Raw genomic sequence first — 12,996 nt, forward strand, 5'->3', positions numbered from 1 at the left:
TACCACAGGCCGGGCGGACGAACCGAGCACGGCCGCCGATGGCGTAGCGTCCCATGTGTCGGATACGTAAACCATCCGATGTGCCAGGTCGGGGCGGTAACAACAATCGGCGAGGTGGTCACCCTGCTGTCGGCCGGACCGAGCCCCCAGGTGAGCCCCGTCGTCCTCCACCGGTGGTCCGTCGAGGCCCGGGAGACGGGGACGGCGAAATATCTGGACCCGTTCGCGCCCGGCGGCGAGCGGGAGTGGCCCTACCTCCGCTGGACGTCCCCGGAGCGGGAGATCGGCTTCCCGGCCACGGAACTGGTGCCGTCGTGGACGGCCGCCGCGCCGCCCGGCGCCTGGCTGGAGATCGAGATCCAGGCGCGGACCGTCACCGGCGAGCCGACCAAGTGGTACGTCATGGGCCGGTGGGCCGAGACCGACGCCGACATCCACCGCACGTCGCTGCCGGGGCAGGGTGACGCCGACGGGGACGTCGCCGTGGACACCTTCGTCGCCGCCCGCCCCGTCACGTCCTACCGCGTGCGCGCCACCCTGTACGGCAGCGGCGGCGGCGTGCGTTCGCTCACCGTGATGGCCTCTGCGGTGGGGCAGGCGGGCAGAGGCGGCCCGCCCGGGCTGCGGGCGGTCGAGCTCGACGTGCCGCGGCGTTCGCAGAAGGTCCACGTGGGGCACTACCCGCAGTGGGACGGCGGCGGGGAATCCTGGTGCAGCCCCGCGTCGTTCACGATGGTGCTGGGCTACTGGGGGCTGGGGCCCGCCCCGGCCGATCTCGCCTGGGTCACTCCCGGCGACCCCTGCCCGGCCGTGGACCACGCCGCGCGCGACATGTACGACCACAGCTACCAGGGCACCGGCAACTGGCCCTTCGGCGTCGCGTACGCCGGTCGCTACGGGCTGGACGGCTTCGTCACGCGGCTGCGCTCGCTGGCCGAGCTGGAGCGGTTCATCGCCGCCGGGATCCCGGTGATCACCTCTCAGGCGTTCCGCGATCACGAGCTGCCCGGCTCCGGTTACTCCACCGGCGGGCACCTCATGGTCGTCACCGGGTTCACGGCGGACGGCGACGTGATCGCGAACGATCCGGCCGCGCCGGACGACGAGGGCGTGCGGCGGGTGTACCCCCGCGCGGCGTTCGAGAGCGTCTGGCTGCGCGCCACGAGCAGCGGGGGGATCGCGCACATCGTGCATCCCCCCGGCACTCCGCTTCCAGACTCCGGGGGGAACTGGTGACCATTCGGGCCGTCGACGTCGCACGGGTGGACGACCGCCCGCTGTGGGTGGAGATCTCGGGAGACGAGGTCTGGTGGGACGAGCCGCGCCCGCGGGAGGGCGGCCGGCGCTGCGTGGTGCGGCGCAGGGCCGACGGCGTGATCGAGGACGTGCTCCCGCAGGGCTGGAACGCCAGGAACCGGGTCATGGAGTACGGCGGGCGGTCCTGGCGGGCGCACGAGGGCCGTCTGGTGTTCACCAACTGGGCGGACGGCCGGATCTACCTGTGCTCCCCCGGGGGCGAGCCGGTGCCGCTCACCCCCGAGGGCCCCGCCCGCTACGCCGACCTCGTCGTCCACGGCGACGAGGTGTGGTGCGTGCGCGAGCGCGGCGACGCCCGCAGCGGTGAGCGTGACATCGTCGCGGTGCCGCTCGACGGCTCCCCTCTGCGCAGCGTGGTGAAGACCCATCATTTCCTGATGAACCCGCGCGTCTCGCCGGACGGGCGGTCGCTCGCCTGGATCGGCTGGAACCATCCGGACATGCCGTGGGACGCCACCGAGCTCTGCGTCGGCTCCGTGGACGGCGGTCCCCACCGCGTCCTGCTGTCCGGTGCGTCCACCTGCCAGGCCGAGTGGCGCGACGACGAGAGCCTGTACGCCGTCAGCGACCCCACCGGCTGGTGGAACATCCACCTCGTCGGCCTGGACGGCACGACCCGCGACCTGACCCCGGTGCCGCTGGAGTTCGGCGACGCCACCTGGAAGATCGGCGGCACGTTCTTCGCCGTCACGGACGGGCGGATCGCCACCGTGTACGGCACGGCCGACGAGCGGCGGCTCGGAATCATCGACACCCCCGTGCCGGCCGGTGCGGCGACGGGTTCCATCAGGGACGTCGGCGGCGGCTACACCTACTGGGCGCCCGCCCTGTCGGCCCGGGGCTCCCACGTCGTGGGCGTCGCGGCCTCGCCCCACCGGCCGTCCGAGGTGGTGCGGGTCCACCTGGACACGGGCGCGCACGAGGTGCTGTCCCCGGGCAAGCCGGTGCCCGCGGACGCCGAGCTGCCCACGCCCGAGGCGGTGACCGTCGAGGGGGTCCACGCGCACCTGTACGCCCCGGCGGGCGACGGGCCGGCGCCGTACGTGGTGTTCGTGCACGGCGGGCCGACGAGTGCGGCCCCGCCGGTGCTCGACCTGGAGATCGCGTACTTCACCAGCAGGGGGATCGGCGTCGCCGAGGTCAACTACGGCGGCTCCACCGGCTACGGCCGGGCCTACCGCGAGCGGCTGCGCCACAACTGGGGCGTGGTCGACGTGCGCGACTGCGAGACGGTGGCGCGGTGGCTGCTGGACAGCGGGCGGGCGGAGAAGGTGGCGATCAGAGGCGGCAGCGCCGGCGGCTGGACGTCGATGGCCGCGCTCGTCCACAGCGACGTCTTCTGCGGCGCGGTGTCCCACTACGGCATCTCCGACCCCGAACACTGGGCGGCGGAGACGCACGACTTCGAGTCGCGCTACCTCGACGGGCTGATCGGCCCGCTGCCCGAGACCCGGCAGCGCTACCTCGACAGGTCGCCGGAACTGCACGCCGAACGGGCGTCCGGCCCGGCCCTGCTCCTGCACGGCCTGGAGGACAAGGTGGTCGATCCGGCGCAGTCGGAGCGCTTCGCCGCCGCGCTGGCCCGCCACGGGCACCGGTGGGCGTACCTTACGTTCGAGGGGGAACAGCACGGGTGGCGGCGTGAGGAGACCATCGTCCGGGCCCTGGAGGCCGAGCTGGCGTTCTACGGGATCGTCTTCGGCTTCCCGACGCCCGAGGTCCCGCCCCTGACGCTCCACAAGGGGGAAGCACAGTGAGCGAGGTCGCGGCGATCTGCTCGGAACTGCTGCGGATCGACACCACCAACGACGGGTCCGGCGACGGGCCGGGCGAACGCCGGGCCGCCGAATACGTGGCGTCCCTGCTCTCCGAGGTCGGCATCGAGCCGGTGGTGTTCGAGTCGGCGCCGCGCCGCACCAGCGTGGTGGCCCGCATCCCCGGCGACAGCCCCGACGCGCTGCTCCTGCACGGGCACCTCGACGTCGTGCCCGCCGACCCCGCCGAATGGCGTACGCACCCGTTCTCCGGGGAGATCGAGGACGGCTGCGTGCACGGCCGGGGCGCGGTCGACATGAAGGGCACGCTCGCCATGACCCTCGCCTGGGCCCGCGAGAACGCGCGCAGGGGCGTGCGCCCCAGGCGCGACCTCGTGCTGGCGTTCCTCGCCGACGAGGAGTCCACTGGCGAGTACGGCGCGGGCCACGCGGTCGAGCGGCACCGCGACCTGTTCGAGGGCTGCACGGAGGCGATCAGCGAGTCCGGCGGCTTCTCCTGGTATGAGGGCGACGTCCGCGTCTACCCCGTGGCCGTCGGGGAGCGCGGCACCGCCTGGATGCGCCTGACGGCCCGCGGCGTGCCCGGTCACGGGTCCAAGCCCGCCGTGGACAACCCCGTCGCCGAACTGGCCCGGGCCCTCGCCCGCCTCGCCGACCACCCCTGGCCCGTACGGCTGACGCCCGAGGTGGCGCGGCTGATCGACGAACTGTCGCGGGCGCTCGGCCGGCCGATCGACGTCGACCGGCTGGAGGAGGAGATCGAGCGGATCCCCCGCGCGGCCGCCCTGTTCAAGGGTGTGCTGCGCAACTCGGCCAACCCGACCATGCTCGACGCGGGATACAAGGTCAACGTGATCCCCGGCACGGCCGAGGCCCACGTGGACGGCCGGTTCCTGCCGGGGCAGCGCGACGAGTTCCTGGAGACCGTCGACCGGCTGCTCGGCCCGAAGGTCACCCGCGAGTTCGTCAGCTTCGAGGAGGCCGTCTCCTCCCCCGCCGAGGGCCTGTTCGACGAGCTCACCGCCGCCCTGCTCGCCGAGGACCCCGCCGGCAGGCCGGTGCCGTACGTCATGACCGGCGGCACCGACGCCAAGTGGTTCGCCAGGATCGGCATCAGGGGGTACGGCTTCGCGCCGCTGCTGCTGCCGCCGGACCTCGATTACTTCGGGATGTTCCACGGCCTCGACGAGCGCGTCCCGGTCGAGGGCCTGGAGTTCGGCGTCCGCGTCCTCGACCGGCTGCTCGTCACGCCGTCGTAGAAGCGATCAGTTCTGGTAGAAGGTCAGGTCCACGCCGGCATGCGCGGCGACCGCGACATCTGCGCGTCGTCGGCCGCCCAGACGCCCACGGCTGCCGTCGATGAGCGCCGGCACCTCCAGCAGGCCGCAAGCTGAAGCCTCAGCGCAGGCGGGGGTCGAGGGCGTCGCGCACCACGTCGCCGAGCATGAGGAAGCTCAGCACGGTCGCGGTGAGGAACAGCGCGGGGAAGACCAGCAGGTGGGGGTGCTCGGCGAAGAACGTCTGGGCGATGTTCAGCTGCAGGCCCCACGACACGTCGGGGTACTGCAGGCCGACGCCGAGATAGTCGAGGGTCGCCTCCCCCGCGATGACGTTCCCGACGTTGAGCATGGCCACCACGATGACCGGCGCGACGGAGTTGGGCAGGATGTGCCGCACCATGAGCCTGCGGTCGCTCGCGCCCAGCATGCGGGCCGCGGCGACGAAGTCCATGTCCTTGACGGCGATCACCTGACCGCGCATCAGCCGGGTCATGGTCGTCCAGCCGAGCAGCACGAGGACCAGCGTCATCGCCCATATCCCGTGGTCGGGGAAGGCGACCAGCACGACGGTCGCGCCCAGCACGAACGGGATGCCGAAGAACACGTCGGTGAGCCGGGAGATGAGCGCGTCGGCGATGCCCCCGTAGTAGCCGCCCACCAGCCCCAGCACGATGGAGATCACCATGGCGAAGACGGTGACCGAGACGCCGACCACGATGGACGCCCGGGTGCCGTGCACGACCTGCGACCAGTAGTCGCAGCCCTGCAGGTCGTAGCCGAACAGCGCTCCGCTCGCCGGGCCGTGCTTCGACATGCGCAGGTCGCAGGCCTCGTTGGGGCCGAGGCGGGCGAACAGCCCGGGGAAGGCCGCCATCGCCACTGCCACCAGCAGGACGACCGTGGAGAACCAGAAGACCACCCGGCCGCGCAGTTCCAGCCAGGCGTCACGCGCGAGCACGGCGGATCCTCGGGTCGAGCACGCCGTACAGCAGGTCGACGGCCAGGTTGGCGAGAATGAAGATCATGACGAGCAGGGTGACGACGCCGACGACGACGGGACCCTCCTGGAGCTGGATGGACTGGAACACCTGCTGGCCGATGCCGGGCAGGTTGAAGATGCCCTCGGTGACGACCGCCCCGGCCATGAGGTTGCCGAAGTCGACGCCGAGGTAGGTCACGACCGGGATGAGCGAGTTGCGCAGCGCGTGCAGCCCCACCACCCGCCGCCGGGACAGGCCCTTCGCGGTCGCCGTACGGACGTAGTCGGCGCGCAGGTTCTCCACGAGGGAGGTGCGGGTGAGCCTGGCCACGTACGCCAGGCCGAACGAGCCGAGGACCATGCCGGGCAACAGGTAGCTGCCCGGCCAGCCCTCCTCGGTCCCGGCCGTCGGGAACAGCCCCAGGTTGAGGCCCAGCACGATCTGGGCCGTGTACCCGACGACGAACACCGGGACCGCGATGACGAACGTGGTGCCGGCGAGGACCGCCGTGTCGGCGGCCCCGCCGCGGCGCAGCCCGGCCAGGACGCCGAGGCCGATGCCGACGACGAGCTCGAAGACCCAGGCGGTCAGCGCGAGCTGCGCGGTGACCGCCCACCGGTCCTGGAGGAGCTCGCTCACCGGCTGGCCGGTGAAGGTCTCCCCCAGGTCGCCCTGGAACACCCCGAGCATGTAGCGGCCGTACTGGACGAGCAGGGGGTCGTCCAGGTGGTAGCGGGCCCGCATGACCGCGAGCACCTGCGCGGGCACCGGCTTGTCGCCCGCGAGCGCCAGGATCGGGTCACCCGGCAGCGCGAACACCATCGTGTAGATCAGGAAGGTGGTCGCGAAGAACACCGGGATCGCCTGGGCCAGGCGCTGCGCGGCGTACCTCACCCTCGTGTCACCCCTGCTTCACGCTGATCGTGTACAGGTTCTTGCCGTACGGGCTCACGTCGACGCCGCTGAGCCGGCTGGTGAAGCCGATCTGGTTCTGCCAGTTCCACAGCGGGATCATCGGCATCTCGGCCAGCGCGACGTCCTCGGCCTTCTGGTAGAGCGGCAGGCTCGCGTCCAGGCTGGGCGCCGAGTTCGCCTGCTTGATCAGGTCGTCGAACTCCTTGTTCTCCCAGCCCATCCGGTTGCCCGCGCCCCACATGTACTCGAGGTAGTCCTGGGGGCTCGGGTAGTCCATGACCCAGTTGTTGCGGTACGGACCGTCCTCCTTGCGCTGGCGCAGGGTCGACAGGTAGTCGGCGGCCGGGATCTTGCGGAACTTGATGTCCGAGATGCCGAGGTTCTGCTTCAGCTGGTTGGCGACGGCGGTCATCCACTGCTCGTAGCTCGGGTCGGCGTTGGAGAACCACAGGGTCAGCGTGCCGCTGAAGCCGCCGGCCTTGTCGAACAGCGCCTTGGCCTTGGCCGGGTCGTACGTGCACGCCTCGCCGCAGGCGTTCTCCCGGTAGCCGGGCACCAGAGGCGCCAGCAGCGACGCCATCGGCTTGAACGCGCCGTCGTAGACCGCGTCCACGATGGCCTGCCGGTCGATGGCCATGGAGAACGCCTTGCGCAGGTCGGGGTTGGCGAACCGCTTGTCGAAGGTCGGGAAGCCCAGGTAGTCCATCGTGCCGTCGGGGGTCTGCACGAAGCGGTCGCCGAGCAGCTTCTTGGCCTCGCCCGTGCTGGCCGGCGGGACCGTCGTCATCAGGTCGACCCGGCCGGCCCGCAGGTCGGTCCACGCCGTGTCGCGGCTGGCGTAGATCTTGAAGGTGACGCCGTCCGCCTTGGGCTTGCGCTCGCCCGCGTACGAGGCGGACCGCTTGATCTTGATCTGCTTGTTGTGCTCCCAGGCGCCGTCGAGCACGAACGGCCCGTTGCCGACCGGGGCCTGGTCGAACGCCTTGAGATCGCTGAACGCCGCCTTCGGCATCGGCGCGAACGCGATGTAGGCGAGCGTGATCGGGAACTGGCTGAACGGCGCGGTGAGCGTCACCTCGAGCGTGGTGTCGTCCACCACCTTGAGGCCGCTCATCTTGTCCGTGGACGGGTCGCCCTTCTCGGGGTTGAGCTTGTCGTAGCCCTCGATGTTGGCGAAGTAGTAGTTGTTGGTCCACCCGTTCGGGCCGTAGGCGGTGGCGTTCCAGGAGTCGGCGAAGCTCTGCGCCGTGACCGGCTCGCCGTTGCTGAACTTCTGCCCCGCCTTGAACTTGATCGTCCAGACCTTCTGGTCGGTGCTGGTCACCGACTCGGCCGCCCGCATCACGGGCTTGCCGCTGGCGGCGTCGATGGAGACCGGAGTCTCGAAGAGCGTGTCCAGCACCGTGATCGAATAGTCGCTGGAGGTGTTGCCCGGGGTGAGATGATCGGGTTCGGTCAGCGCGACCGAGAACGCGTTCGCCTCCTTGCCGCCGCCCTGCGACGACGACCCTCCCCCGCACCCGCCGCTCAGCATGATGGCCGCCACAGCGAGGGCGGCCGCCCGGCTTCTCGTGACCCTCACTGGTCCTCCACCTCTCCGTCGTGTTGCGGGTGAGGGTAGGAAACGGGGCCGCCGACTGCATCGGAGACTTTACGTATTCCTTGCGCAACCTTTACCCGGCACGCTGAGCATGGAGGATCCATGGATGCAATCAGCCTCAGCGCGCGGAGCCTGCACGCCGTCGCCGAACTGGGCTTCCAGGTGGCCCGGCAGGGGGCGCACGGGGCGATGACCGCGCTGGGCGAGGTCATCCCCGTGGAGGCCTACGAGTTCGTCGCGTTCGACCCGGCGACCGGCCGGCACCGGTCGCTGGTGTCGTCGGGGTACACGCGGGTGGACGACGACGCCGCGGAGGAGTACGCCCGGCTGGACGCCTACCGGCGGGCCATGTCGCTGCGCACGCCCGTCGTCATGGGCTCCCCCGGCACCGAGCGCTACTTCCGCCGCCACCTCGAGCCGTACGGCTGGCGCGCGGGGATCACGACGCCGCTGTTCCTGACCGGCGGGCGCTACACCGGGCTGCTGCACGTCAGCTCCCGGGAGGACCTGCCGCCCGAGGCGCCCGCGGTGATCAGCGCGGTCTCCCCCGCCCTGGCCCACCTCACCGACGTGACCCGCTGCGTCATCGACCCGCTCGGCCTGCCGCCCGGCTTCCACGCCGTGGCGTACGAACGGGGCGGGCGGCGCAGGGACGTGGCCGGGTGGCCCCCGTCGGAGGCGCTCGCGGCCGAGCCGGCGATGGCGGAGCTGGCCAGGGCGTTCATCGACTCCCGCGAGCTGTCGCGCCGGGGGCTGTGGCTGGACGGCACCGGCCAGTGGCGCGAGCTGCGCCTCCACCGGGCCGGCGTGGGCTTCCACGGCTCCATCCAGGGTGCGGTCATCGCCGAGCGCCCGTGCGCCCTGCCGTACGACCTGACCTCCCGGGAGATCGAGGTGCTCACCCGGGTCGCGCAGGGCGACTCCAACCCGCAGATCGCCGCCGCGCTCGTCCTGAGCGTGCGCACCGTGACCACCCATCTGGAGCACATCTTCGCCAAGCTGGGCTGCGACAGCCGTACGCGCCTGACCACGAAGGTTCTCGCCGAGGGGCTCTGCCGGCTCGACATACCCTGACATCCCGTAATGATCGCCCTCGCGGGACGCGCCGAGGCCGGGTCCGACATTATTGGCGCATGTCGGTTCACGAGCGTCGGCGGCTCCCCACGGGCCTGGAGCTGCTGTTCGGCGACGGCGGCGACGGCCGGGTGCTGTCCGTCGACCTGCCGTCCGGGTCCCTCGTGTGGCCTGACCCCGACTACGACAAGCTGCGCACCCACCACCGTCCCTCGTTCTGGCTGAGCGACGAGCCGGTGCCGGCCGGGCTGTGGGCCCGGCTGCGCGCCGAGCACCCCCGGTCGGGCCTGTGGCCGGTGCTGCTCGAGGACGGCGTGCAGCCCTGGTCGGCCGGGCAGATCGCGCCGGACTCCCCCGACCAGATCGACTACTACAGCGCGGCCGGGTTCATGGCCGAGGCGTGGCAGGACCTGCTGCTGGGCCACGAGGCGTACCTCGCGCCGTTCGGGGCCGAGTGCCCGGGGATCGCGCCGCCCGCCGCGCTCGTGGCCGACCCCGACGTGGTCGCCGACTGGTACGCGGACGTGGTGGCCGAGCGGATGACGCCGCTGGGGCTCGCGGCGGTGAACCGCGGCGCCGACGCCATGGTCGCCATGGGCTGGCAGGGGGCGCTGCACCACAACGAGTGGACCGTGCCGCTGGCGGCCGTCGTGCGCAGCTGGGAGGAGCGGTTCGGGGCGCGCGTGGTCGGCATGGGGTTCAACACGCTGGAACTCAGCGTCGCCGCGCCGCCCGCCACCCCCGCGCACGCGCTGCACGTGGCGGCCGAGCACTGGACCTTCTGCCCGGACAGCATTCTGCAGGGCCCGGGCACGCTGGCCGACTACGCCGAACAGATCGTGGGCCAGAATGCCTGGTCGTTCTGGTGGGATTGACGCGATAATTACCGGCGGACCGATGGTGAGTAAGGGAGGCGGTTTGGGCGGCACGGAGCTGGGCGGGGGCGAACGGCTCGCCAGGGTGGCGGGTCTCGACACCGGCACCGCGAACATCGCCCGGATGAGCGACTACCTGCTCGGGGGCAAGGACAACTTCGCCGCCGACCGGAGGTTCGCCGAGCGGTTGATGTCCATCGCGCCCGAGGTCAAGACGATGGCCGTGGACACCCGCGAGTTCCTGGAACGGGTGGTGCGCTTCCTCATCGACCAGGGCGTGCGGCAGTTCCTCAACGTGGCGTCCGGGCTGCCGACCCGGCGCAACACCCACGAGGTCGCCCAGGAGCTCGCGCCCGACGCCCGCGTGGTGTACGTCGACGACGACCCGGTGGTGCTCAACCACGCGCGGGCCATGCTCGCCCGCAACCCCGGCACCGGGTGGTGGACGGCTCTATCCTGCGCCCGGCGGAGATGCTGGCCGACCCCGAGATGCTCCGGCTCATCGACTTCGGGCAGCCGGTCGGGGTGCTGATCCCGGCCCGGCTGCAGTACCTCCCCGACGCCGTCGAGCCGTACAAGTGCGTGGCCCACGTGCGCGACCACCTGGCCCCGGGCAGCTACCTCGCCGTCGGTCACGCCGTCTTCGACAGCCGTCCCGAGCTGGCCCGGCCGATCGTCGAGCTGTTCCGGCAGATCGTGCCGCAGGCCGACGACGCGCCGAGGGACCGGGAGAAGGTGCTGCGCTTCTTCGACGGCACCGAACTCGTCGACCCCGGCCTCGTCTACATCCGCCAGTGGCGGCCGGAGGCCCCGCAGAGCACCGGGCAGGCCCAGCGGGTGTGGATCGTCGGCGGCGTCGGCCGGGTGCTGTGACGACCTACCGGACGAGTACGCACGAGGGGGTGCCGACGGCCAGCGCCTGACCGGCCGGCTCGGGCAGCCCGTCCTTGAGCGCCAGCACGGTGACCGAATCGGACCGCTGGTTGGCGACGTAGAGGCGGTCGCCGTCGATCGCGAAGTGGCGCGGCCAGCTTCCGCCCGACGGCACTTCGGTCACCATCGTGAGGCGCGGCCCGTCCACCTCGAAGACGGACAGGGTGTCCGGCCCCCGGTTGGCGACGTACAGGTGGCGGCCGTCGGCCGACAGCGCGATGTGGGAGGGCAGGTTCTCCCCCTCGCTCTCCCTCCCGCTCTCCCCCGTGGTGCCGCTCGCCCGCACCACGCCCGCCTCCCGCCACTCGGCGTCGTAGACGCGCACGGTGCCGTCGAGCTCGCCGGTGACGTACCAGTGGCCTTCGTGGTGCAGGAAGTGCCGGGGGCCGCTGCCGGAGGCCAGCCGTACGGGGCCGTCCGGGTGCGGGCGCATGCCGGGCAGGAAGCGGCGCATCTCGTCGGTGCCGAGGTCGGTCACGTACAGCACGCCGTCGGGGCCGAAGACCGCCTGATGCGCGTGCGGGCCCTCCTGCCGGTCCGGGTGGGGGCCGCGGCCCTCGTGCCGGAACGTCAGCGGACCGGGCTCGGGCATCCCGTCCTCGCCCAGCCGGTAGGCCGTGACGGTCCCGTCACCGTAGTTGGCGATCGCCAGCCACCGGCCCTCCGGGTCGAGCGCCAGGTGGCACGGCAGCGAGCCGCCGCTGGAGTGCTCGGCCAGCAGCCGGGGGGCGGGGTCGTCGGCGAAGACCGCGAGACCGCCGTCCCCGGCGCGTTCGAGCACGGCGTACAGCAGCGGCAGCCGGGGGTGGGCGACGACGAACGACGGCCCGGACGCGGGCGTCTCGGCCACCGCCTCCAGCCGCCCGTCCGCTTCCGCCCGGGCCACCGTCAGGCCGGGGCCCGACCCCTCCGTGTCGGGGGTGTATCCGCCGATCACCAGACCGGGTCGGGACATCAGCCCTCCAAAGGATCAAATCATCGAGATATCGCATGGTATCGGCCATACCGGGTGAACGACCGCGACCGGGCAGGAGGCGCGCCGCAGCAGGCCCTGCCCGACCGGACCGAGCGGCCTGGCCCGAGCGCCGTGGCTTCCGGCTCCGTGGCTTCCGGCTCCGTGGGCGCCCAGCACCAGCAGCCACGCCTCCCGGGCGCACGCCGCGAGGGCGGGCAGCGGCGGCGCCTCGACGACCCTGGTTTCGATCCTGGGCCGGCCGCGGCAGCGCGCCCGCCACGGCTCGACGATCCGTGCCAGCGCCCGCTCGCCCTCCGGCTCACGCCCTCTCGTGGCGTACACGGCGGTCAGCGGCAGCGACCTGCCGCGGGCGACCTCCACGGCGAAGCGCAGGGCGGAGTCCGCCTCGGGACCGGCCGGCCGCGCCGCGTCGATCCCCACCATCACCCCGCCGGAGGGCGGCCCGGACGCCGGCGCGCCGACCACGACGACCGGGCAGGCGGCGTGCGCCGCCGCGTACGCGCTGACCGAGCCGCGCAGCAGCCCGGCCAGCCCACGCACGCTCCGGTGGCCCAGGACCAGCATCGCCGCGTTCCTGCTGAGGCCGACCAGGACGTCCTTGGGGTCTCCCCGCACGAGCACGGGACGGATCTCCCGGCCCGGCAGCAGGCGTTCGGCCAGCCGTACTCCCTCGGACAGCCGCAGCCCCGCCAGGCGGCGCTCCTCGGCGGCGACGGCCTCGACGCGCTCCGGGTCGGGACCGTCCCACACCTGGCACACCGTCATGCCCGCACGGTGCCGGACCCGGCACTCCGCCGCCGCCCACTCGATCGCGGTCCGGCTCTGCCGTGTGCCGTCGTAGGCGACCACGATCTCCTGCTTCATCTCACTCACGCGGCCCGCGCCGCGTGCGCAGAGCGCATCCCATGCCACCAGCAGAGCACACCGGCCCGTGGGACCTTCGGCCCGCCCGCGGCTTAGCGTAGAGACATGATTCGGGTGTTCCTGGTGGACGACCACGAGGTCGTACGGCGTGGTGTGGCGGCGTTGCTGGACGCCGAGGACGACATCGAGGTCGTCGGCGAGGCGGGGACGGCCGAGTCGGCCGTGGCCCGCATCCCCGCGCTGAAGCCGGATGTGGCGGTGCTCGACGTGCGCCTGCCCGACGGCGACGGGGTGGACGTCTGCCGTGAGGTGCGCTCGAAGGTACCGGGCCTGGCCTGCCTGATGCTGACCTCCTACGCCGACGACGAGGCGCTGTTCAACGCGGTCATGGCCGGGGCGGCCGGATA

Annotated in this window: 11 protein-coding genes and 1 pseudogene; 7 read left to right on the forward strand and 5 right to left on the reverse strand. The window is 72.3% G+C overall.

Annotated elements, in window-relative coordinates; genetic code table 11:
- Nucleotides 1-114: 114 nt before the first annotated feature.
- From B1L11_RS32805 to B1L11_RS32815, 3 genes are read left to right on the forward strand one after another with little or no spacing between them, the layout of a single operon-like run.
- Entirely contained in the window at nt 115-1,236 is a 1,122-nt protein-coding gene (locus B1L11_RS32805; RefSeq protein WP_239109220.1) for a C39 family peptidase, read from the forward strand.
- On the forward strand, nt 1,233-3,074 hold the full coding sequence (locus B1L11_RS32810; RefSeq protein ID WP_256863083.1) for a prolyl oligopeptidase family serine peptidase: 1,842 nt from the start codon (nt 1,233-1,235) through the stop codon (nt 3,072-3,074). The genes B1L11_RS32805 and B1L11_RS32810 overlap by 4 nt, the downstream gene beginning before the upstream one ends.
- A complete protein-coding gene (locus tag B1L11_RS32815; protein WP_079319241.1) occupies nt 3,071-4,351 on the forward strand; it encodes a M20/M25/M40 family metallo-hydrolase in 1,281 nt (426 codons plus the stop codon). Before B1L11_RS32810 ends, B1L11_RS32815 begins: the two co-directional genes overlap by 4 nt.
- Nucleotides 4,352-4,490: 139 nt before the next feature.
- On the opposite strand, the gene B1L11_RS32820 is transcribed toward B1L11_RS32815, so the two are convergent.
- From B1L11_RS32820 to B1L11_RS32830, 3 genes are read right to left on the reverse strand one after another with little or no spacing between them, the layout of a single operon-like run.
- Complete coding sequence (locus B1L11_RS32820; protein ID WP_079319242.1) at nt 4,491-5,330, reverse strand: ABC transporter permease; 840 nt, start codon at nt 5,328-5,330, stop codon at nt 4,491-4,493.
- Nucleotides 5,317-6,246 carry an ABC transporter permease gene (locus B1L11_RS32825; protein WP_079319243.1) on the reverse strand — a complete coding sequence of 310 codons (930 nt, stop codon included), beginning with the start codon at nt 6,244-6,246 and terminating at the stop codon, nt 5,317-5,319. The genes B1L11_RS32820 and B1L11_RS32825 overlap by 14 nt, the downstream gene beginning before the upstream one ends.
- A 7-nt stretch (nt 6,247-6,253) precedes the next feature.
- Nucleotides 6,254-7,849 (reverse strand): ABC transporter substrate-binding protein, encoded by a 1,596-nt coding sequence (locus B1L11_RS32830; RefSeq protein ID WP_143737720.1) that lies wholly within the window; start codon nt 7,847-7,849, stop codon nt 6,254-6,256.
- 120 nt (nt 7,850-7,969) lie between these two features.
- On the opposite strand from B1L11_RS32830, the gene B1L11_RS32835 reads away from it, so the two are divergent.
- From B1L11_RS32835 to B1L11_RS32845, 3 genes and pseudogenes are all read left to right on the forward strand, one after another.
- Entirely contained in the window at nt 7,970-8,941 is a 972-nt protein-coding gene (locus B1L11_RS32835) for a LuxR C-terminal-related transcriptional regulator (RefSeq protein WP_079319245.1), read from the forward strand.
- A gap of 59 nt (nt 8,942-9,000) precedes the next feature.
- A complete protein-coding gene (locus tag B1L11_RS32840) occupies nt 9,001-9,816 on the forward strand; it encodes a DUF4253 domain-containing protein (RefSeq protein WP_079319246.1) in 816 nt (271 codons plus the stop codon).
- 124 nt (nt 9,817-9,940) lie between these two features.
- A pseudogene (locus B1L11_RS32845) lies at nt 9,941-10,689 on the forward strand (SAM-dependent methyltransferase).
- A gap of 4 nt (nt 10,690-10,693) precedes the next feature.
- On the opposite strand, the gene B1L11_RS32850 reads toward B1L11_RS32845, so the two are convergent.
- Entirely contained in the window at nt 10,694-11,704 is a 1,011-nt protein-coding gene (locus B1L11_RS32850) for a lactonase family protein (RefSeq protein ID WP_079319247.1), read from the reverse strand.
- Nucleotides 11,705-11,719: 15 nt separating this feature from the next.
- On the reverse strand, nt 11,720-12,589 hold the full coding sequence (locus B1L11_RS32855; RefSeq protein ID WP_079319248.1) for a universal stress protein: 870 nt from the start codon (nt 12,587-12,589) through the stop codon (nt 11,720-11,722).
- Nucleotides 12,590-12,694: 105 nt separating this feature from the next.
- On the opposite strand from B1L11_RS32855, the gene B1L11_RS32860 reads away from it, so the two are divergent.
- A partial coding sequence (locus tag B1L11_RS32860) for a response regulator transcription factor (protein ID WP_143737722.1) occupies nt 12,695-12,996 on the forward strand: 302 nt, incomplete at its 3' end.

Origin of the sequence: Microbispora sp. GKU 823, from assembly GCF_002027145.1 — a bacterium.
Taxonomy (GTDB): Bacteria; Actinomycetota; Actinomycetes; order Streptosporangiales; family Streptosporangiaceae; genus Microbispora; species Microbispora siamensis.

Excerpts from the sequence above, each read along its gene's own strand:
- B1L11_RS32835 (WP_079319245.1), top strand. The coding sequence starts at position 7,970 with ATGGATGCAATCAGCCTCAGCGCGCGGAGCCTGCACGCCGTCGCCGAA.
- B1L11_RS32840 (WP_079319246.1), top strand. The coding sequence starts at position 9,001 with ATGTCGGTTCACGAGCGTCGGCGGCTCCCCACGGGCCTGGAGCTGCTG.
- B1L11_RS32850 (WP_079319247.1), bottom strand. The coding sequence starts at position 11,704 with ATGTCCCGACCCGGTCTGGTGATCGGCGGATACACCCCCGACACGGAG.
- B1L11_RS32855 (WP_079319248.1), bottom strand. The coding sequence starts at position 12,589 with ATGAAGCAGGAGATCGTGGTCGCCTACGACGGCACACGGCAGAGCCGG.